This window comes from Cellvibrio fibrivorans, assembly GCF_031457055.1.
Taxonomy (GTDB): Bacteria; Pseudomonadota; Gammaproteobacteria; order Pseudomonadales; family Cellvibrionaceae; genus Cellvibrio; species Cellvibrio fibrivorans.
The window spans coordinates 116,101-137,065 of sequence record NZ_JAVDVX010000005.1 but is presented as its reverse complement, the minus strand read 5'-3'; the positions used below and the strand labels follow the sequence as shown (position 1 = coordinate 137,065).

The following is a 20,965-nucleotide window of genomic DNA, read 5'->3' as shown; positions in this document are numbered from 1 at the left end:
GAGAGATGAACGCATCTACTTTTTCAGGGGAATCGCCGCCATCAACCCACGGGATAATAAACCGGGAAACACACTGTGATGATTTTCGTTTTTTATAATTTCTACTTGCAAATTTAGCCCGGAATAATTGCGCGAACGTAAGGCTTTTTCAAAAGCTAATACATCCTCAGCCATTTTCTTGTCATTCAGGTTACCGTCATTATCGTCAACATAAATCATCGCATGTGCTTTTAACGATTTATGTTTTTCAGCGTATTTTTTCTCCATTGCGAAAATTACTTTGTTATCGTACCAAAGCGAAGGGCTACCGATAATATAGTGGTCAAATATTTCAGGCCGGTTAACCAGAATATAGCTACCTAGCAACCCACCAAAGGAATGACCAACAAATATTTTATTACTCAAATCTACCCGATAATGTTGTTGCATAAGAGGAATAATCTGATCAGCTAAAAAAGCCGTATATTCCTTGGCGTGACCCGATACTTTTCGAGCTGCCGATGAGTGGCCATTAGGCTCATTTGGGGAATAGGTCGGTGTATAATCTCGAGTTCGGCTAATCGTTGAGTCATCACATTTGGAATAGGAAACACCAACGACTATCGCCTCTTTTACGACACGATCTCCCATTAACTGCATAGCACCACTAGCAAGCGGAAAGGCAAAACGTCAGTCATTCACGATGATTAGCGGATACGTAGTAACCAAATTTTTGTAAGATGCAGGTAATTGGATATATAACTCATAATCTTTATTATTACTTTCTGCATGGATACTTTTTACTTCAGTCAAGGGCAACTCAAACGCTGACAACTCTTCACCATACGCAGCATTTGTTAACAAAACTGATGACACAAACAAACCAAAAAAAACTTTTCTCATGTAGAAATTCCTTTGATTATTGAACAATAATTTTTGCATCCGCGAAGGCTTTATCAATATATTCAGTGTTTTCTGATGCATGGCGCAAGTCAGACTCTGGGGCACCTTTGCTATTAGCAATAGCGGCTACTCTACCCTGTTTGTGAAATGCAATATTCGGAAAATTGCGTGCGATGGGATCCTGGTATGCTTGCTGTGGACTGATAATTTTCCAACCCTTTCTTCGTAAATGCGTAATCAGATCGCCGACAAATAATGCAGCCGCATCATTTTCATGTAATAGCATTACATGCTGCGGCGAACGGCCAAGCGATTTTTTAGCAATTGCATCGTAAAACTCAATAGATTCGTAGAGCATCTCTACATAGAGTTTTCGTGCTTCATCATAGTCAATCGTCTTTTTTTCTTCCGCTGTTTTTGTTAGCAGCGAACTGAAGTACCAATCAAAATTATCAATAGTGACATAGCCATCTTTGTAGCCAAGCTCTGTGAGCGATTGCTGCACTGAAGTGATTGCCGCTACATCCTTGCCGTAATGCAAATAAGGGAAACGATGATAAGGCAAGAAATTTTTTAGCGGTTTCAGCAGTAAATGGGCTTTGTAGACATCCGTTGGGTAATCCAGGGTTCCCAGCTCGCTCGCCGATTTATGGCTATAGCTGTGATTGGCTAAATGAAATCCAGCAGCAGCGTATTGTTCCAAGCGTTTTTGAGTGTCGCTATTGATGTAATCCGCTTTCACAAAAAATAATGCATCTGGCACTTTGGCTGCAACCAACACATCAATCAGTCGTTTAGTTCGCTCCTCTCCAGTCATCAAGGCAGAATCTGGTGTTGGTGCATCATCAAAGGTGAAAGCAATCTCGCGTGCGCCGAGGACGGGGGTAATCAGCAACGATAAAATAAGCAAAAAATGACGTGATACGTTTTTCATAGAAATCCTATTTTTATAGATTTTATTCCGATGTCACACAGTGTATTTATTGAACAAAAAGTGTGGCCCTGCATTCGTTCAGTTTTTTACTGACCTCATGAATATTCGAAAGTTCAAAGCTGCGAAATTATACAATTTTTACACCCCCTTAAGGCGTACAATAGTTGGACACACGCAGCAACGCGGTCCCGACACATACGCGCTTCGTATCACTCCTCTCTCCTAAAGGCCTTTTATGGCAAAGCTACGTGTTCGCTACCAAACCATTGAATTTGGCTCTACCGATATTCACATCCGCAGCCTGCGTGACAACCAGGAGTTCTCTGATGATAAAGGCGAGGCTGAAGCGCTGGGTATTTCTTCTGCCTCATGGCCGCTCTTCGGAATTGTGTGGCCATCGGGAGAAGTGTTGGCGCAATTGATGGTGGATTATGCGATTGGCGAGAAGCGCATTCTGGAGGTGGGTTGTGGAATTGCCCTGGCGAGTCTGGTCTTAAATCACCGCGAGGCTAACATCACCGCAACAGATTATCACCCGGAAGTGGAAGGTTTTTTAATTGAAAACGCAGAACTTAATCAGGATAAAATTATTCCGTTCATCCGCACCGGCTGGGATGATCCAGTTAGTGATTTAGGTTTGTTTGACGTTATTATCGGTAGCGATCTTTTATACGAAAGCGAACATGTGGATTTACTATCGGAGTTTATTAACCAACATGCCGCACCGCATTGCGATATTATTTTGGTAGATCCGGGGCGTGGGCATCACGCAAAGTTTAGTAAAAAAATGGTTTCACTGGGCTATTCCCATAGCCAGCGCAAACCAGAGATTGAGATTAAAACCAGCCAAATCTTTAGCGGACAAATTCTTACCTACAGCCGATAAAATTAACTGGAAAAGTCAGGCAATTTTGTTTTGTGTGCAGTGGTAACTCTGTTTGATCTCGCCCCCATCAACAGAATGCAAATGCACATCAAATCCCCAAAGGCGATGCAGATGTTTTAACACTTCCGGTGTAGAGTCACCCAAAGGGCGACGATTATGCATGTAATGGTGCAAGGTCAAGGATCTATCGCCACGCACTTCAACATTGTAAACCTGAATGTTTGGCTCGCGATTACCCAGATTATATTGTCCAGCCAAAGTCTCTCGCAGCCGTTTAAACCCTGTTTCATTATGGATGGCATCAACGTTGATTTTGTCCTGCTGATCATCATCGACAATACTGAACAACTTTAAATCGCGCATCACCTTGGGCGACAAGAATTGCAGGATAAAACTTTCATCTTTAAAGTTTTTCATCGCAAATTGCAGGGTTTGTTTCCAATCCGAACCGGCAATTTCAGGAAACCAGATACGATCTTCATCGGTAGGTTTTTCGCAGATGCGGCGAATATCGCTCATCATCGAAAAACCAAGGGTATAGGGATTAATACCACTAAAATAGGGACTATCGTACGCGGGCTGTGCCACTACGCTGGTGTGGGACTGCAAAAACTCCAGCATAAAACCATCGCTAACATAGCCGCGCGCATGCAATTCATTTAATAAGGTGTAATGCCAAAATGTTGCCCAGCCTTCGTTCATCACTTGTGTTTGACGCTGCGGATAAAAATACTGGGCTATTTTGCGAACGATGCGAATAACTTCGCGCTGCCATGGCTCAAGCAAAGGTGAATTTTTTTCCAAAAAATACAAAATATTCTCTTGCGGCTCAGCCGGGAATCGGGGGGCATTTTTTTGTGCATCGCTTGCGGCGGATTTGGGGATAGTGCGCCACAAATCGTTCACATGCTTGCGCAAATATTCTTCACGCTCGCTCTGGCGGCGCTCTTCCTCATGTGCAGAAATAGGATAAGGGCGTTTGTACCGATCTACGCCATAATTCATCAAGGCGTGACAGGAATCCAGGATATCCTCCACCGCTGCTATGCCGTAACGCTCCTCGCATTTACTGATGTAGTTTTTGGCAAAAACCAGATAGTCAATAATGGAACTGGCATCGGTCCAGGTGCGGAATAAATAATTACCTTTAAAAAAAGAGTTGTGACCATAACAGGCATGCGCAATTACCAGCGCTTGCATGGTCATGGTATTTTCTTCCATTAAATACGCAATACAAGGATTTGAATTAATGACGATTTCGTAGGCCAACCCCATTTGTCCACGTTTATACGAATGCTCGGTACTGAGCAGTTGTTTACCGTAAGACCAATGACTGTACCCTATGGGCATACCCACAGACGAATAGGCATCCATCATTTGTTCGGAACTGATCACTTCAATTTGGTTGGGGTAGGTATCCAGACCGAATTCTTTGGCAAGCTCGCCGAGAATCTGGTCGCACTCCCGAATCAAATCAAAATTCCATTCAGAGGTGACAAACAGTGGTTTATTCATGCAACCTTCTTATGAAAAAGTTCACGAAAGACGGGGTAAATATCACTTACTTCGCGGATATGTTGCAGGGCAAAATGATCCGGATATTCCTCTTGGATGGACTCATAGGTATTCCAGAGGGCTTGATGTTCGTTGTTAGTGATTTCAATATAGGAAAAATATTGGCAATTGGGTAAAAGATCATCGACCAGGATATCTCGGCACACATCTGAATCTTCACCCCAGTTATCGCCATCCGAGGCCTGTGCACCATAAATATTCCACACCTCAGGTGAATAGCGATCCCGAATAATTTCCTGCATCAGGCGCAAGGCACTGGATACAACGGTGCCACCGGTTTCGCGCGAATGAAAAAATTCGTCCTCATCCACTTCTTTGGCACTGGTGTGGTGGCGAATAAATACAATTTCTGTTTTTTCGTAATTGCGCTGCAAAAATAAATACAGCAGGATAAAAAAACGCTTGGCGATATCTTTGGTGGCCTGGTCCATAGAACCAGACACATCCATAATGCAAAACATCACCGCCTTGGAGCGAGGGATAGGTTGTTTGATATGCAGGTTGTATTTGAGATCGAAAGTATCCAGCCAGGGGATACGGCCAATGGCTTTTTCCAATTTAGCAATTGCATGCATTAATTCCTGCTCGCGCTCTTTATCGCGTTTTGCTTCTGGAATAGCCACCAAGGCAGATAACTCTGCTTGCAACTCAGCCAATTGCCGCCGTTTGCCAGACGCTAAAGCAATGCGCCGCATATTGGCGGAGCGCAACGAGCGGACAATATTAATTCGCCCGGGTTGACCTTCATTGGCAATACCGGCACGAACGGTTTTAAACTCTTCCAACCCGGACAGTTGCCGCTTGATAAGGTTGGGGAGCTCCAAACCGTCGAACATAAAATCCAGAAATTCTTCTTGTGACAGTGTGAATGAAAAATCATCCATACCCTCACCGGAATTACTGGCGTTGCCGCCACTGCCCTGCCCGCTACCACCTTCGGGCCGTGCAATTTTATCGCCCTCCGAAAAATGTTTATTGCCCGGCAAAACACGTTCATTGTGACCACCTTGGCCATGATAAATACTTGGCTCACTAATATCACGCGCAGGAATACTGACTTTACCGCCTTTATCAATATCGGTGATGGATCTTTCACTTACCGCATCGGAAACCGCTTTTTGAATTTGGTGGCGATAGCGCCGTAAAAAGCGTTGGCGATTTACGGCGCTTTTGTTTTTGGCATTGAGACGTCGATCAATAATGTAACTCATACTTCAACCTTAACGTTTGCAACGCAACAGAAATTCGCAAGAGAAGACAGATTTACTGCGATTTTCTAACTCTCAGATACCATTCAGATAACAACCGCACTTGTTTTTCGGTGTAACCGCGCTCCACCATGCGCTGCACAAAGTCGTGATGTTTTTTCTTGTCTTGCACCGAGGCCTTGGCATTGAATGAAATCACTGGCAACAAATCCTCGGTATTGGAGAACATTTTCTTCTCAATCACGATGCGCAGTTTTTCATAGCTGCGCCAATCCGGATTTTTACCCGCATTATTCGCTTTAGCTCGCAATACAAAATTGACTATCTCGTTGCGGAAATCTTTCGGGTTGCTGATTCCGGCCGGCTTCTCGATTTTTTCCAACTCATCATTGAGCGACGAACGGTTGAGGATCTCTCCGGTTTCAGGGTCGCGATACTCCTGATCCTGAATCCAAAAATCCGCATAGGTCACGTAGCGGTCGAAAATATTTTGCCCATATTCCGCGTAAGATTCCAAATAGGCAGTCTGGATTTCTTTGCCGATGAAATCCACGTATTTGGGTGAAATGAATTCTTTTAAGGCATTCAGATATTTCTCTTGCACTTCTTTGGGGAATTGTTCCTGTTCGATTTGTTGCTCCAGCACATACATTAGATGCACCGGGTTAGCAGCAATCTCGGTTGGATCAAAATTAAATACTTTCGATAAAATTTTGAAAGCAAAACGGGTAGATAAACCCGTCATCCCCTCATCGACACCAGCTGCATCGCGATACTCTTGCAATGATTTTGCGCGCGGATCTGTGTCTTTCAAGTTTTCACCATCGTACACACGCATTTTGGAAAATATATTGGAATTTTCCGGCTCTTTAATGCGCGACAACACCGAGAACTGTGCAAGCATTCGCAGTGTATCGGGAGCACAAGGTGCTTTGGAAAGTGAAGAATTTTGGAGAAGCTTTTCGTAAATTTTCATCTCTTCCGTTACACGCAGGCAATAAGGCACTTTGACAATGTACACACGGTCAATAAACGCTTCATTGTTTTTGTTGTTACGGAAGTTTTGCCATTCCGATTCGTTGGAGTGCGCAAGAATAATCCCGTCAAACGGAATCGCTCCCAAGCCTTCAGTGCTATTGAAGTTGCCCTCTTGCGTTGCGGTCAACAACGGATGCAGCACTTTAATAGGAGCCTTGAACATCTCCACAAATTCCATCAACCCTTGGTTGGCGCGGCACAGGCCACCACTAAAACTGTAGGCATCCGGGTCGTTTTGCGGAAACTCTTCTAATTGACGAATATCAACCTTACCCACCAGGGAAGAAATATCCTGGTTGTTTTCATCGCCCGGTTCAGTTTTGGTAATAGCCACCTGATTGAGAATGGACGGATACATTTTTACCACTTTGAACTGGGTAATATCGCCGTGGAATTCGTGTAAACGCTTGGCCGCCCAAGGCGACATAATAGTTTTGATATACCGGCGCGGTATGCCGTAATCCTCTTCCAGAATTTTTCCGTCCTCATCGGGATTAAACAACCCCAGTGGCGACTCAAAAACGGGAGAACCTTTGATGCAATAAATCGGCATTTTTTCCATGAGCGATTTAAGCATTTCAGCCAATGAAGATTTACCACCGCCCACAGGGCCTAGCAGATATAGAATTTGTTTCTTTTCCTCCAACCCTTGCGCCGCATGCTTGAAAAACGACACTATCTGTTGGATACACTCTTCCATGCCATAAAATTCATTAAAGACTTTATAGCGCTTCATGATTTTGTTGGAAAAAATTCGGCTGAGACGTGCATCTTGCGAGGTGTCGATCATCTCCGGTTCACCAATCGCCATGAGCATGCGCTCGGCAGCGGAAGCGTAAACGCTGGGATCTTTTTTGCAGAGTTCGAGATACTCCTTAATCGTTAATTCTTCCTGCTGGGTAGTTTCAAAACGCTCGCGGTAATGGCTGAAAATACTCATAATCTACCTCGGGTTAGCGACTAAAGCGGCAAACGACAGATTGCTAAAACAGTAAACGATGTTGACATTAACAGGCTATAAAAAATTAACTATTAACTGATATCCCTAAGCATAGCCCTAAAATTCTCAAGCATTAAAGGGAATAACAAATTATTGACTGATTTCTCGCTACACTTTTACACTCAAAAAACGCGCCAAGTAATTCAAACTTGTGAGAAATATTGTGTAAGCCCCACTATAGCGGTGCGCGATAAACCTCGTCTTTTTATACGCATAAACTATTGATACGGATTCTATGATTTCAATCCCTTGGCTAAGCCCTGACAATTATGAATTCCCTGATCCAGCGCATGCATTGGATAACCCCGAAGGCCTGCTTGCGGTCGGTGGCGATTTATCGCCAGAGCGAATTCTCGCGGCTTATTATCGGGGAATATTCCCCTGGTTTAATCCGGGTGACCCCATTTTATGGTGGAGCCCCAGCCCGCGCACCGTGGTTTTTCCCGATCAACTGCACATATCAAAAAGTTTGCACAAAACCCTGCGCAAAGGGATTTATCGTGTGACCTTCGACAACTGTTTTCGCACCGTGATGACCGCCTGCGCCGCACCGCGCGCCTACGCCGATGGAACCTGGATTAGCGATGACATCATTGCAGGCTATTGCGCGCTGCATGAACGCGGTTTTGCCCACTCGGTAGAAGTCTGGCGCGGCGCTGAATTAGTGGGTGGGCTCTACGGTATCGCCTTGGGGCAGATATTTTTTGGCGAGTCCATGTTCAGCCGCGCCGATAATGCGTCCAAAGTAGGTTTTGCTCACCTGGTAAGGCAGCTGCGCGCCTGGGATTTTCAGCTGATCGATTGCCAAGTTGCTAACGACCACCTGTTTAGTTTGGGGGCAGTTGAAATCCCGCGTGAAGAGTTCCAGCGAATGCTGATAAACTTTACCGATAAACCCGGCGCGAATTCGCTGATCTGGTCGAATATGACGGTCGCTGCTTGGGAATAACCGGATTTGCGCGAGGCAATCATGTCTGACCTCTCCACCCTCAAGCTATTTGCGACCCAACCTCACCCCTGTAGTTATCTCGATGGGCAAGAGGCGACAACGGTATTTGTCGATCCGGAAGCCAATATTGACCCTACACTCTACACCCAATTATCGCAGTTAGGTTTTCGCCGCAGCGGTGCGCACCTCTATCGTCCGCAATGCCTGCGCTGCCAGGCCTGTGTCTCCTGCCGCATCCCTGTGAAGCTGTTCAAACCCAACCGCTCACAACGCCGCTGTTTTCAGCACAATCGCGACTTATCCCTGCAAATAACTCAAAATATCAACACACTCGAACACTACAACCTCTACTCCCGCTATATCGAGAGCCGTCATCAGGACGGGGATATGTATCCTCCATCCGAAGATCAATACAAGGCATTTCTCACCAGCGAATGGGGTATTACACAGTTCATTGAGTTTCGTCTGGACGGGCGCTTGATTGGTGTGTCGGTGTGCGACCACTTGGGGGATGGCCTTTCAGCGGTCTACACCTTTTACGATGCGAGCGAGGAGAGCCGCAGCTTGGGGAAATTTGCGATACTTGCGCAAATCGAAAAGGCCAAAAGCCTTGGGTTGGACTACCTCTATCTCGGCTACTGGATCAAAGAGTGCGAAAAGATGAATTACAAGATTCAGTATCGCCCCTTGGAATTGCTGGTAAATCGTCGTTGGATGCGACTTAACTGAATGCTCTAGCTTCGACTTGCGCAGATTTGCAGCAAAGCAAAGCGATAAATTGCAGCAAACCCCGCTTTTATCCCCTTTCCCCTTGGCGCCGCTGGTTAATTAAGGCACAATTCACGCCTATTTTTTTACCCCCTCCTATCGCAGTATCGCGATAGGTAGAACTATTGGAAACCTGAGGAAACTGCCGCATGGCAAAAGACGATTGCATTGAATTTGATGGCGAAGTGGTTGATACCCTGCCCAACACCACCTTTCGCGTAAAACTGGAGAATGGACATGTGGTTATCGCCCACATCTCCGGCAAGATGCGCAAAAACTACATCCGCATTTTGACAGGTGACAAGGTTAAGGTTGAGATGACTCCCTATGACCTGACTAAAGGCCGCATTACCTATCGTGCACGTTAATAGCATCCATTAACGTTTCGCATAAAAACAAAAAGCCGCACATGTGCGGCTTTTTGTTTTTCGGTGTAGCTGCTAATTAAGGAAGATAATTATGCAGGCTGCGCATGCTTAGCTTTCACTTCTATAATCAACTTATCTTCAATCGTATCCACATCCACATCTACTGTACCGCCGCCGTGAGAGAGTGACCCAAATAGGATTTCTTCGGCCAACGGTTTCTTCAGCTTATCCTGAATCAAACGCGCCATCGGGCGTGCACCCATTTTTACATCGTAACCATGGATCGCTAACCATTCACGAGCGTCGTCGCTGATCTCCAGAGTTACATGCTTATCATCCAACTGGGTTTGCAATTCCATCAGGAATTTGTCCACCACAGTTTTGATGGTATTGAGCGTCAGCGATGCAAACTGGACTATCGCATCCAAACGGTTGCGGAATTCAGGGGTAAACATCTTCTTGATCGCTTCCATACCATCGGTAGTGTGGTCTTGATGGGTAAAGCCGATAGATGCACGGCTCATTACCTCTGCACCCGCGTTGGTAGTCATAATCAGGATAACGTTACGGAAGTCAGCTTTGCGTCCATTGTTATCGGTCAAGCTACCGTGATCCATAACCTGCAATAGCAAATTAAAGACTTCTGGGTGCGCCTTCTCGATCTCATCCAACAACAAGACACAATGCGGTTGTTTGGTGATGGCATCCGTCAACAGACCGCCCTGATCAAAACCCACATAACCTGGTGGAGCACCAATCAAACGCGATACGGTATGGCGTTCCATATATTCCGACATGTCAAAGCGCACCAGCTCCATCCCCATGCATTTAGCCAATTGGCGGCAGACTTCGGTTTTACCTACACCGGTCGGACCAGCAAACAGGAAGGAGCCGATTGGCTTCTCTGCAGCGCCCAAACCAGCGCGCGACAACTTGATCGCCGTAGCGAGAGTGTCGATTGCTTCGTCTTGGCCGAATACAGTCATCTTCAAATTCTGATCCAGCTTGCGCAGTTGCTCTTTATCAGATGAAGACACACTTTTTGGAGGAATGCGTGCAATTTTCGCCACGACATTTTCCACATCGGTAACACCAATCGTTTTCTTGCGTTTGCTTGGCGTTTGTAACTGTTGATAAGCACCGGCTTCATCAATCACATCGATTGCCTTATCGGGCAAGAAGCGATCATTAATGTAGCGCTCGGCCAATTCCGCAGCTGCGCGCAAAGCAGCATCGGTGTAACGCAAGTTATGATGCTTTTCAAAACGGCTCTTAAGCCCTTTGAGAATTTGATAAGTTTCTTCGACTGTCGGTTCATTTACATCCACTTTTTGGAAGCGGCGTGAAAGTGCACGGTCTTTATCAAAAATACCGCGATATTCCTGATAAGTCGTTGAACCCATGCAGCGAATTTCGCCGGATGACAGCAGTGGCTTTAACAAGTTAGAGGCATCCATCACACCGCCAGAGGCCGCACCAGCACCTATGATGGTGTGGATTTCATCGATAAACAAAATAGAATTTTTTTGCTTCTTCAATTCATTGAGCAAGCTTTTGAAACGCTTTTCAAAATCGCCGCGATATTTAGTGCCCGCTAACAATGCTCCCATATCCAAAGAGTACACCACACTGTCAGCCAAGGTCTCAGGCACATCGCCATCCACAATACGTTTGGCAAGCCCCTCAGCTATTGCGGTTTTACCCACACCAGATTCGCCAACCAGCAGCGGATTGTTTTTGCGGCGACGCGACAAAATCTGGCATACGCGCTCTACTTCAAACTCACGGCCGACCAGTGGGTCAATGCGGCCTTGCATCGCCGCTTCATTCAGGTTTGCAGCAAAATTTTCCAGCGGGCTTTGTGAGCTGGACTCGCTTGTTGCTGCATCCTCATCCTGATTTTCTTGCGGTGAGTGATGGTCGTGACTGTGATCGGTGTGACCAGACACTTTATGGATGCCGTGCGTGATGTAATTCACCACATCAATACGGGCAATGCTTTGTTGTTTGAGGTAATAAACAGCCTGACTTTCCTGTTCGCTAAAAATGGCGACTAGAACATTGGCACCGGTGACTTCTTGTTTACCGGATGATTGCACATGAAATACAGCGCGCTGCAATACGCGTTGAAAGCCCAAGGTTGGTTGGGTTTCGCGCTCGGAATCATTTTCAGGGATGAGCGGGGTTGTGGAATCGACAAACTCGATTAATTCTTTACGCAGACTCATTAAATCAGCACCGCAAGCGCGCAGTACATTAGCAGCCGAATCATTATCGATGAGCGCCAATAACAAGTGCTCAACGGTCATAAATTCGTGACGCTTGGAGCGCGCACCTTTGAAAGCAAGATTTAAGGTTACTTCAAGATCTTTACTTAACATCGCGCATACCCTCTTCTAACCAACAAATGTAAAAACCACTCACACTACCACTTACTGTTACTCACCATCTTCAACCGCTTCTATTTCGCACAGCAGAGGATGTTGATTCTCTCTTGCATATTGATTCACTTGCGCCGCTTTAGTTTCAGCTATATCACGAGTATAGATACCACAAACCGCTTTGCCGTGAACATGTACCGTTAACATTACGTGGGTGGCTTTTTCGCGCGACATGGAAAAAAACACTTCCAGTATTTCCACCACAAAATCCATCGGTGTGTAATCGTCATTTAGTAGCATCACCTTATACATAGGTGGCCGTTTCAGCTTCGGCTTGGAGGTTAAGACCGCAAGACCGCCATCAGATTCATCGGCAGAATTGTCGTCGTCTTTACCTAAGGTTAGTTGAAGGTTTTGGAGATTGCCCATAGAGATTCAATACAAAGTAAAAATGATTAGTTGTTCGGCGGTATTGTAACTCATCGGCATAACAAGCCCTAATGAGACCTAATACGGATAAATGCTTGACTTTGGGTCAATTGTTGGATAAAAAAAGAGCGCATTTGCACACAAATGCGGCATATAGTTCAAATAAAAGCACCAGAACTCACTTAAAGACTTTCAGCGGTACACTTTCAGCAACACAAAAGCAGACATCTCGTCCAAACCCCGAGCAATAGCTGTACTTGGGACAATAATAACGACAGTGATGTTTTTCAAGGGCATCACTTGGGCAGAAGGACTCCAATCATGCCAACTGGCACCGTTAAATGGTTCAATAATGCAAAAGGCTACGGCTTTATCCTTGCGGATGAGGGCGGCGAAGACCTGTTTGCGCACTATTCCGCCATCACTATGGAGGGTTACAAAACCCTCAAAGCTGGCCAACAGGTGACATTTGAGGTCACCAAGGGCGATAAAGGGCTGCATGCAGTCAATATCACCGCCCCGGCCAACGATGCAGCTTTGCAACATATCAGCCGAACGAGCGCGGTTCCCGCCTAAAGTTCGGACGGAGCGAATTCCCCCATGAAAAAAGCCCCCTGTATCACTACAGGGGGCTTCTTGTGCTTCTATCGCTTCCTGAATTCCGGAAGACTTAGTTCAAGCTTGCCAAGACTGCGTTAAAGGTAGCGCTTGGACGCAAGGCAGCAGATGCCTTGGCGAAATCCGGACGGTAGTAACCACCCAAATCAACCGGCTTACCTGATGCCGCTTTTAGCTCGTCAACGATTTTGGCTTCGTTTTCGGTTAAGGTTTTGGCAACTGGAGCGAACTGAGCCTGCAAAGCAGCATCTTCCGTTTGCGCTGCCAGCGCTTGAGCCCAGTAGAGCGCCAAATAGAAATGGCTGCCACGGTTATCCAACTCCCCCGCAGCACGGCCAGGCGATTTGTTTTCGTCAAGGAACTTGCCGTTGGCCTGGTCCAGAGTTTTGGCGAAAACCTTGGCTTTGGCGTTGTGGGTGACATTGCCAAAATGATCCAGAGATTCAGCCAACGCCAGAAATTCACCAAGTGAGTCCCAGCGTAAGTGGCCTTCTTCGACGAATTGTTGGACATGCTTGGGAGCAGAACCACCAGCACCTGTTTCAAACAATCCACCGCCGTTCATCAACGGAACAATCGACAGCATTTTGGCTGAAGTACCCAATTCCATGATCGGGAACAAATCTGTGAGGTAATCGCGCAGTACGTTACCGGTCACCGATATAGTGTCTTTGCCAGCGCGGATTCGGTCGAGCGAGTATTGAATCGCCTCTTCCGGAGTTTTAATGTAAATCTCAAGGCCTGTTGTATCGTGATCTTTCAGGTAGGTATTTACCTTGGTGATCAACTGGGCATCGTGAGCGCGTTTTGGATCCAACCAGAACACTGCTGGAGTCGCTGATGCACGGGCGCGATTAACCGCCAGTTTCACCCAATCCTGAATAGGTGCATCTTTTACCTGGCAAGCACGGAAAATATCGCCCTGCTCAACAGTTTGTTCGATCAACACTTTGCCAGCTGCGTCCACTAGGCGTACAACACCATCAGCCGCGATTTGGAAAGTCTTGTCATGTGAACCGTATTCTTCTGCCGCTTGTGCCATCAAGCCCACGTTAGGCACGCTGCCCATGGTGGTTGGGTTGAAAGCGCCGTGCTTTTTGCAATCGTCGATAACAACTTGATAAATACCAGCGTAGCAACGGTCAGGGATACAGGCTTTGGTATCTTGCAACTTGCCAGCGGTATTCCACATTTTACCTGAATCGCGAATCATCGCTGGCATGGATGCATCAACGATCACATCGCTGGGTACGTGCAGGTTGGTGATACCTTTGTCGGAGTTCACCATCGCCAATTCAGGACGGGTTGCGTAAAGCGCTTTGATATCGCCTTCGATTTCCGCTTGTTTTTCAGCAGGCAAGGATTTGATTTTGGCGTAAAGGTCGCCAAGGCCGTTGTTCAGATCAACTGCCAGCTCACTCAATACGGCTGCGTGTTTTTCCAATACAGGTGCATAAAACACAGAAACAAAGTGACCAAAAATAATCGGGTCAGAAACTTTCATCATGGTCGCTTTAAGGTGCACAGACAGCAACACACCCCTGTTTTTCGCATCTTCAATTTGCTCGGCGATAAACGCGCGCAGCGCTTTTTTGCTCAGCACTGAAGCGTCGATAATTTCACCAGCCAGAACTTTTACCGATTCTTTCAATACTTTGGTGGTGCCGTCTTTACCAACAAATTCGATTTTCAAATTGCCCGCATCGGCGATCAACGCTGACTTCTCGCTGCCGTAAAAATCGCCAGCAGACATGTGCGCAACATGCGATTTGGAATCCGCCGCCCAAGCACCCATTTTGTGCGGATTCTTGCGCGCATAATTTTTGACTGACAGAGGTGCACGACGATCCGAGTTACCTTCACGCAAAACCGGGTTTACTGCAGAACCTTTGATTTTGTCGTAGCGCGCTTTAGCGTCTTTTTCGGCATCGTTAGTCGGGTTTTCAGGGTAGTCAGGAAGCTTGTAACCTTGTGATTGCAACTCTTTGATCGCCGCTTTTAATTGCGGAACAGAGGCGCTGATGTTAGGTAGCTTGATGATATTGGCTTCTGGCGTCGTTGCCAGTTTACCCAGTTCGGCAAGGTGATCACCGATAAATTGTTCTTTGGTCAGGACATCGGGGAAAGCGGCGATAATACGGCCGGAAAGCGAAATGTCGCGAGTTTCGATAGCGATGCCGGAAGATTTGGTAAAGGATTGAACAATGGGGAGTAAGGAGTAAGTTGCCAGGGCTGGCGCTTCGTCGGTTTGGGTATAGATAATTTTTGAATCTGTCATTTAAAGATGGCTCCATCAATTCATGCGGCTCGGCCTTGTGAGCTCTACCATTAACGATATGAAAATTTAGAAAAAGAGCCCCGCCACAGGGAACTGCCCCTTGCCAGAGCGCGGGCGATTCTACACCTCTACAGTCCTTTATGCATGGATTATGTTGCTATGGCGACGGAGCCAAACTCAGTTAAAATCCACTTTTGCGGATTTATCTTTTGGTTGTGTGAGTATTATGGCTTCCCTGATTCTGTTCAATAAACCCTTTGGCGTGCTCTCACAATTTACCGATGGTGAAGGTCGCCCAACACTCAAGGATTACATCAAGATCCCCCATGTCTACCCTGCCGGTCGGTTGGATCACGACTCCGAAGGTTTGTTATTGCTAACCGATGATGGCGATTTGCAGCACCACATCAGCCACCCTGCACACAAACAACCCAAAACCTATTGGGTGCAAGTAGAGGGCGCTCCCAATAGCTATGCCCTGACCAAGTTGCGTCAGGGTGTTGAACTCAATGATGGTATGACGCAACCGGCCGAGGTGCGATTGATCCCTACCCCCAAACTCTGGGAGCGAGTGCCGCCCATTCGCGAACGCGCGAATATTCCCACTCAATGGTTGGAATTAGTCATTACTGAAGGACGCAATCGTCAGGTACGCCGTATGACAGCCGCAGTAGGTCACCCCACTTTACGGTTGGTACGTGTAAAAATTGGTAATTGGACACTGGAAGGAATAGAACAAGGAAAATACAAAACCGAAACGGTACAACCACCGAAATCAGCTGTAACAGCTGGTGCAAATAGCACGCGCACCAGAAACCATAATGCCAAACACAAACCCGCAACAAAAATGGCAGGAGCAAACTCGCCACATCCAAATGGCGCTAATATAAATAAAAAACCATCCAATAAAACCAAAAGTACGCCGCAAAATAAACGGCCTTCACCAAGCGCAAATAAACCGGCGCAGACAACAAAACCTGCAACCAAAACCCTGGTGATTCAAAAACCAAAACCCAAGCGCATTGTTGATAAAGAATAACGGATGTTTCAGGCAAAAAATAAGGCGCCCATAGAAGCGCCTTATTGATTAACATCGATGCAAAGGCGTTATGCAAAGGTAAAGGCCAACCCTTTCTCGCGATAGTCGCGAATACGGATTCCGTAGCTGCCATCACAAAGTGCCCGCTTGATCAAAAAGCCTTTATCCAGAGTTTTCTGTTCAATCTCATTTAAATTAATAACCTGTTCTTTTTCGAGCGGTTTATTTAAATCTTTCACAGTAATAATTTTTGGCAAATGACGATAGCGATGATTGGACTCAAGCACGATACCCACCAAACCATTGACCAACTCAACAATACTGCCGGGGGGATATAAACCGACACACTTGATAAATTCCAACGCGAGCCGCTCATCAAAATGGGTGCCACGATCCTGGAATATACGTTTGAGTGCATCAGTGCTGGGAATGGCGCGGGAATAACAACGGTCACCGGTCATTGCGTCGTAGGCATCGACAATACAAACAATTCGCGCGAAATCGGAAATACCCGCCGCTTTTAATTTGCGTGGATAACCTGTGCCATCAACCCGTTCATGGTGACTGTAGGCAACATCAACAGTGGAATTGGGTACACCAGGTGATGACATCAGCAAATTGCGCCCGTGTACTGTATGCGCTTTGATGATATTGAATTCTTTGTCGGTGAGTTCTTCATGCTTATTGAGAATTTGCGGAGGCACGCGCATTTTGCCTACATCATGCAATAAACCACACAAGCCTAACTTTTCCAGCTCGGCCTCACTCATGCCAAGATGGCGACCAAAGGCGATTGCCAAAATGCACACATTCAAACAATGCTCAGCGGTGTACTCATCTTCATTGCGCATGCGCGACATCCAGATGAGAGCATCGGCATTGCGCAAAATACTGCCGACGCAATCTTTAACGGTTGCTTTTGCCTGCTCGGTATTAACCACACCTCCCAACCGAACATCCTCAAGCAGCGTTTTGGTCAGCTTCTTGGCTTCGCGAAAAATGCCTAAGGCCGCCTCGTGTTCTTTCTGGGCCGCAACTTTGTTGATATAAGACGTCGATTTAGCAATGGCGGGACCAGCAACTCCGCGCTCTTCTGGAGGTATCCATTGCTCGCGCACTGCATCTATCCACACATGCTGCGAAAACTCAGCCACTGTGTCTATATCATCGAGACTTTCAATCATAAAACCCTGCATCAAAAACGGGGTTTCCTGCCAGTCGCGATCCAGTTTAGAGACAAACATGCCAATTTTTAGCTCTGAGATGTGGATTTTAATGGTGCTCAGCTTCTTATCCACATAGCCCGGCTTTACTTCGCGCCGATCCAAAGGAACCTCACTATTCGTGTTTTTATTGTTTCAACAGGGGGGCTTTTATTGCTTGCTACCAATGAATCATAGCTGCTTTTGAAACCGGTCACATGTAACAAAAAGCTATGAAAACCTGAACATCTTATACCTCTTGAGATGACTTAGGCGCCACACCGACGATTTGCCAAGCGGCGATGTCATTTTGTTCTAAAGAAAGGAAGGACACTAAAGCGCTATCACACTCAGTGTTTTTTGGCCTCGTCCCAGAGACGATTCATGTCATGGATAGAGGTCTCGGCCAAGGGAGTTGGGCTGTGGGTCTCGATAAAATGAAAGCGCTGCTCAAATTTTTGATTGGCGCGACGCAAAGCCTGCTCCGGGTCGATTTTCTGGTAGCGCGCAATATTTACTACAGCAAATAATAAATCGCCCAACTCTTCTTCAAGCGCAGCCATATCGCCCGAATCCAACTCAGCTTCTACTTCCATTAATTCTTCTCGCACTTTGGCGATGGGGCCGTACACATCATCCCAATCAAAACCCACACTGGCGGCACGTTTTTGCAACTTTGCGGCCCGACTTAACGCCGGCAAATTTAGTGGGACATCCGCGAGAATTCCATTTGCACCTTTTTCGGCGCGCTCTTGTTGTTTGATGGCTTCCCAACGCGCTTTGACATCCGTCGGTAATGTATGGCGATTTTCTACCCGGCTATGCAAAGTACCATCAGGAAATACATGTGGGTGGCGACGTATTAGTTTGGCAACCAGATCAGAAACCACACCCGCAAATTCAAACCGGTCTTCTTCCATTCCGAGCTGGCTATAAAAAATCACTTGGAATAATAAATCGCCCAGCTCTTCTTTGAGATGGACAAAATCCTGCTTCTCAATTGCATCGACGACCTCATAGGCTTCTTCCAACGTTGATGGCGCGATGCTGGCGTAATCCTGTGTGAGATCCCATGGGCAACCGGATTCCGGATCGCGCAAGCGTGCCATCAAATAAAGCAAATCGTCGATAGAGTATTGAGTCACAAATCAAATCCTAGTGTTTACGGCGTGCCGACGCAATATTAGGTAACTGGTTGAGTTTGGTAAGTATGCGGCTCAATTCATCGAAGCTGCGAATTTCTACCGTCACTTGCATATCCACTGTGTTTTTACGCTTATCTGACAGGGTTTGCATAGCAACAATATTGATGCGTTCGGTATCCAGCAGCGTGGTAATGTCTTTCAACAAGCCGTAGCGGTCATAAGCTTCAATAACCACATCCACAGAGTAAAAACTCTGCGGTGTATCGCCCCACTCCACTTTAATAATGCGCTGGGGTTCATCGGTCTGCAGCTGCAAAATATTGGAGCAATCCTGGCGATGAATGGATACGCCTTTGCCCAGCGTGATGTAACCCGTAATCGCATCGCCCGGCACCGGGTTGCAGCAATTGGCGATTTGGGTTAGTAAGTTGCCCACCCCTTCGATATAAAAATCCGAATCTTTTTTCTGCCGGGGCGATTTTGTTTTAAACGGGATTAACGGCTGTTGCGGATCAGCATCATCCAATTGTTTCTGCGCAGCATTTAAAACCTGGCCGACACCAATATCACTTGCGCCTACGGCGGCATATAGATCATCGAGATTGTTGAAGCGCAATTTTTTCGCAAGCTCTTCAAAGTCCAGATCCAGAAGTGCGAGGCGTTTGAATTCGCGGTCGAGCAGCGCTTGGCCTTCGGCGATATTTTTATCGCGCGCCTGTTGTTTATACCAATGCTGGATTTTGGCGCGCGCACGCGGCGTGTTCACATAACCGAGCGCCGCATTGAGCCAATCACGACTAGGCGATTCCATTTTACCGGTGAGAATTTCCACCTGATCCGCATTAGTCAGTTGGTAGTTGAGCGGCACTATGCGGTTGTTGACCTTGGCACCGCGGCAGCGATGGCCGACATCGGTGTGAATTTTGTAAGCGAAATCGAGTGGCGTGGCAGTACGCGGCAAATCCACCACGTGGCCTTCGGGGGTAAACACGTAAATGCGGTCCTGATTGACCGAACGCAAATCATCTTGCAGATGCTCGGAATCACCACCCAGTTCTTCATGCCATTCGAGGACTTGACGCAACCAGGCGATTTTCTGCTCGTAGCCATCCTGTACCGCTTTGGTATCGGTACCTTTGTAGCGCCAGTGGGCGCAGACACCCAGCTCGGATTCTTCGTGCATTTCCTGGGTGCGAATCTGGATTTCCAACACCTTGTTTTCCGGTCCCCAAACGGCAGTGTGTAATGAGCGATAGCCATTCTCCTTGGGCGAAGCAATGTAGTCATCGAACTCGTGGGGAATATTGCGCCAGAGGCTATGGACTATCCCCAGCACCGCGTAACAATCGCGCACACTGGGCACAAGGATGCGCACGGCGCGGATATCGTACACCTGCGAAAAGGGGATGCCTTTGCGCTGCATTTTGCGCCAAATACTGTAGATATGTTTGGCGCGGCCGCCGACAGAACCTTCGATACCCGCTTTTTTCAGTTCAGTGCGGATCAGGTTAAGCAGATTGTCAATGTATTCCTGCCGCGCCAAGCGGCGCTCATCGAGAAGTTTGGCGATGCGCTTGTAATCATCAGGCTGCAGGTAGCGGAAGGACAAATCTTCCAGCTCCCATTTGATATGACCGATACCGAGACGATGGGCAAGCGGCGCGTAGATATCAGCCACTTCGCGCGATACCTGGCGGCGGCGGTCTGGTTCAGCGTTTTTCACCGAGCGGATGGCGCAGGTGCGCTCAGCCAGTTTGATCAGGGCGACGCGAACATCGTCCACCATGGAAACCAACATCTTGCGGATTTTTTCCGCCTGCTCGGTCGCCTGTGAACCCAGTACTCGCTCCTCTTCGTTGCGCTGGTAGCTGATGGCCGCCATCCGCAGCACACCTTTCACCAGTTTGCCGACGGTATCGCCAAAGCGGGCTTGGACATCAATAAGGCTGATTTTGTGCTCGCGCACAGCGCGGTAGAGAATGGCGGCAACCAACGCATCCTGATCGAGCTGTAAGTCCGCAAGTATCTCGGCCATCTCCAGGCCAATACGGAAGCAGGAGAAATCCTCCCCCCAGTTATGGTCATCATCGGCATGGATATCGACCAGAGATAAACTTAACTCAGCCGCGCGACGCAACTCGGCACGGCTCGCGTCCGATTGGATGTAACCCTGATTGAGGCGATCGATCCAGGCATCTATATCGACCTGACCATCCGCGGCTATGGGATGATCTGCTCTGACTTTAACCATACGCGTTTACTTCA

General features: G+C 47.1%; 18 protein-coding genes. 6 read left to right on the top strand and 12 right to left on the bottom strand.

Features of this window, described 5'->3' with window-relative positions:
• Positions 1–15: 15 nt before the first annotated feature.
• The 3 genes from J2X05_RS14015 to J2X05_RS14005 are packed head-to-tail and all read right to left on the bottom strand — an operon-like array spanning position 16 to position 1,816.
• Complete coding sequence (locus J2X05_RS14015) at positions 16–639, bottom strand: alpha/beta hydrolase (RefSeq protein WP_310073468.1); 624 nt, start codon at positions 637–639, stop codon at positions 16–18.
• A gap of 30 nt (positions 640–669) precedes the next feature.
• The gene (locus tag J2X05_RS14010) at positions 670–882 is read right to left on the bottom strand and encodes a hypothetical protein (RefSeq protein ID WP_310073466.1); all 213 of its coding nucleotides are present in this window, start codon (positions 880–882) and stop codon (positions 670–672) included.
• 16 nt (positions 883–898) lie between these two features.
• Positions 899–1,816 carry a polysaccharide deacetylase family protein gene (locus J2X05_RS14005; protein ID WP_310073464.1) on the bottom strand — a complete coding sequence of 306 codons (918 nt, stop codon included), beginning with the start codon at positions 1,814–1,816 and terminating at the stop codon, positions 899–901.
• 235 nt (positions 1,817–2,051) lie between these two features.
• Between J2X05_RS14005 and J2X05_RS14000 the strand changes: the two genes are divergently transcribed.
• Complete coding sequence (locus J2X05_RS14000) at positions 2,052–2,702, top strand: class I SAM-dependent methyltransferase (protein WP_310073462.1); 651 nt, start codon at positions 2,052–2,054, stop codon at positions 2,700–2,702.
• A 15-nt stretch (positions 2,703–2,717) separates the two neighbouring features.
• Here J2X05_RS14000 and J2X05_RS13995 read toward each other — a convergent pair whose 3' ends face one another.
• Genes J2X05_RS13995 through J2X05_RS13985 form a run of 3 tightly spaced genes read right to left on the bottom strand, consistent with a single transcriptional unit; the run spans position 2,718 to position 7,463 of the window.
• Entirely contained in the window at positions 2,718–4,217 is a 1,500-nt protein-coding gene (locus J2X05_RS13995) for a SpoVR family protein (protein WP_310073460.1), read from the bottom strand.
• Positions 4,214–5,488 carry a YeaH/YhbH family protein gene (locus J2X05_RS13990; protein ID WP_310073459.1) on the bottom strand — a complete coding sequence of 425 codons (1,275 nt, stop codon included), beginning with the start codon at positions 5,486–5,488 and terminating at the stop codon, positions 4,214–4,216. The genes J2X05_RS13995 and J2X05_RS13990 overlap by 4 nt, the downstream gene beginning before the upstream one ends.
• A gap of 52 nt (positions 5,489–5,540) precedes the next feature.
• On the bottom strand, positions 5,541–7,463 hold the full coding sequence (locus J2X05_RS13985; RefSeq protein ID WP_310073458.1) for a PrkA family serine protein kinase: 1,923 nt from the start codon (positions 7,461–7,463) through the stop codon (positions 5,541–5,543).
• 295 nt (positions 7,464–7,758) lie between these two features.
• On the opposite strand from J2X05_RS13985, the gene aat reads away from it, so the two are divergent.
• The 3 genes from aat to infA all read left to right on the top strand — a co-directional run bounded on the left by aat (position 7,759) and on the right by infA (position 9,608).
• Positions 7,759–8,472 (top strand): leucyl/phenylalanyl-tRNA--protein transferase, encoded by a 714-nt coding sequence (aat, locus tag J2X05_RS13980; RefSeq protein WP_310073455.1) that lies wholly within the window; start codon positions 7,759–7,761, stop codon positions 8,470–8,472.
• A gap of 21 nt (positions 8,473–8,493) precedes the next feature.
• A complete protein-coding gene (locus tag J2X05_RS13975) occupies positions 8,494–9,201 on the top strand; it encodes an arginyltransferase (RefSeq protein ID WP_310073454.1) in 708 nt (235 codons plus the stop codon).
• Positions 9,202–9,389: 188 nt separating this feature from the next.
• Positions 9,390–9,608, top strand: coding sequence for a translation initiation factor IF-1 (gene infA, locus J2X05_RS13970; RefSeq protein WP_039916411.1), 219 nt, complete (start codon positions 9,390–9,392; stop codon positions 9,606–9,608).
• Between the two features lie 89 nt (positions 9,609–9,697).
• Here the strand turns inward: infA and clpA are convergent, their stop codons facing one another.
• Positions 9,698–11,989: an ATP-dependent Clp protease ATP-binding subunit ClpA gene (gene clpA / locus J2X05_RS13965; RefSeq protein ID WP_310073452.1), complete on the bottom strand. Its 2,292-nt coding sequence runs from the start codon at positions 11,987–11,989 to the stop codon at positions 9,698–9,700.
• A 57-nt stretch (positions 11,990–12,046) separates the two neighbouring features.
• Entirely contained in the window at positions 12,047–12,418 is a 372-nt protein-coding gene (gene clpS / locus J2X05_RS13960; protein ID WP_310073450.1) for an ATP-dependent Clp protease adapter ClpS, read from the bottom strand.
• A gap of 321 nt (positions 12,419–12,739) precedes the next feature.
• On the opposite strand from clpS, the gene cspD reads away from it, so the two are divergent.
• Entirely contained in the window at positions 12,740–12,994 is a 255-nt protein-coding gene (cspD, locus tag J2X05_RS13955) for a cold shock domain-containing protein CspD (RefSeq protein WP_310073448.1), read from the top strand.
• Between the two features lie 94 nt (positions 12,995–13,088).
• Here cspD and J2X05_RS13950 read toward each other — a convergent pair whose 3' ends face one another.
• Complete coding sequence (locus J2X05_RS13950) at positions 13,089–15,314, bottom strand: NADP-dependent isocitrate dehydrogenase (RefSeq protein WP_310073447.1); 2,226 nt, start codon at positions 15,312–15,314, stop codon at positions 13,089–13,091.
• Positions 15,315–15,540: 226 nt separating this feature from the next.
• Between J2X05_RS13950 and J2X05_RS13945 the strand changes: the two genes are divergently transcribed.
• Positions 15,541–16,353 (top strand): pseudouridine synthase, encoded by an 813-nt coding sequence (locus J2X05_RS13945; protein WP_374725279.1) that lies wholly within the window; start codon positions 15,541–15,543, stop codon positions 16,351–16,353.
• A 68-nt stretch (positions 16,354–16,421) separates the two neighbouring features.
• Here J2X05_RS13945 and J2X05_RS13940 read toward each other — a convergent pair whose 3' ends face one another.
• The 3 genes from J2X05_RS13940 to relA form a co-directional block, all read right to left on the bottom strand.
• Entirely contained in the window at positions 16,422–17,651 is a 1,230-nt protein-coding gene (locus J2X05_RS13940) for an HD-GYP domain-containing protein (RefSeq protein WP_310074013.1), read from the bottom strand.
• Between the two features lie 254 nt (positions 17,652–17,905).
• Entirely contained in the window at positions 17,906–18,700 is a 795-nt protein-coding gene (gene mazG, locus J2X05_RS13935; protein ID WP_310073446.1) for a nucleoside triphosphate pyrophosphohydrolase, read from the bottom strand.
• A 10-nt stretch (positions 18,701–18,710) separates the two neighbouring features.
• Positions 18,711–20,951: a GTP diphosphokinase gene (relA, locus tag J2X05_RS13930; RefSeq protein ID WP_310073444.1), complete on the bottom strand. Its 2,241-nt coding sequence runs from the start codon at positions 20,949–20,951 to the stop codon at positions 18,711–18,713.
• Positions 20,952–20,965: the final 14 nt, after the last annotated feature.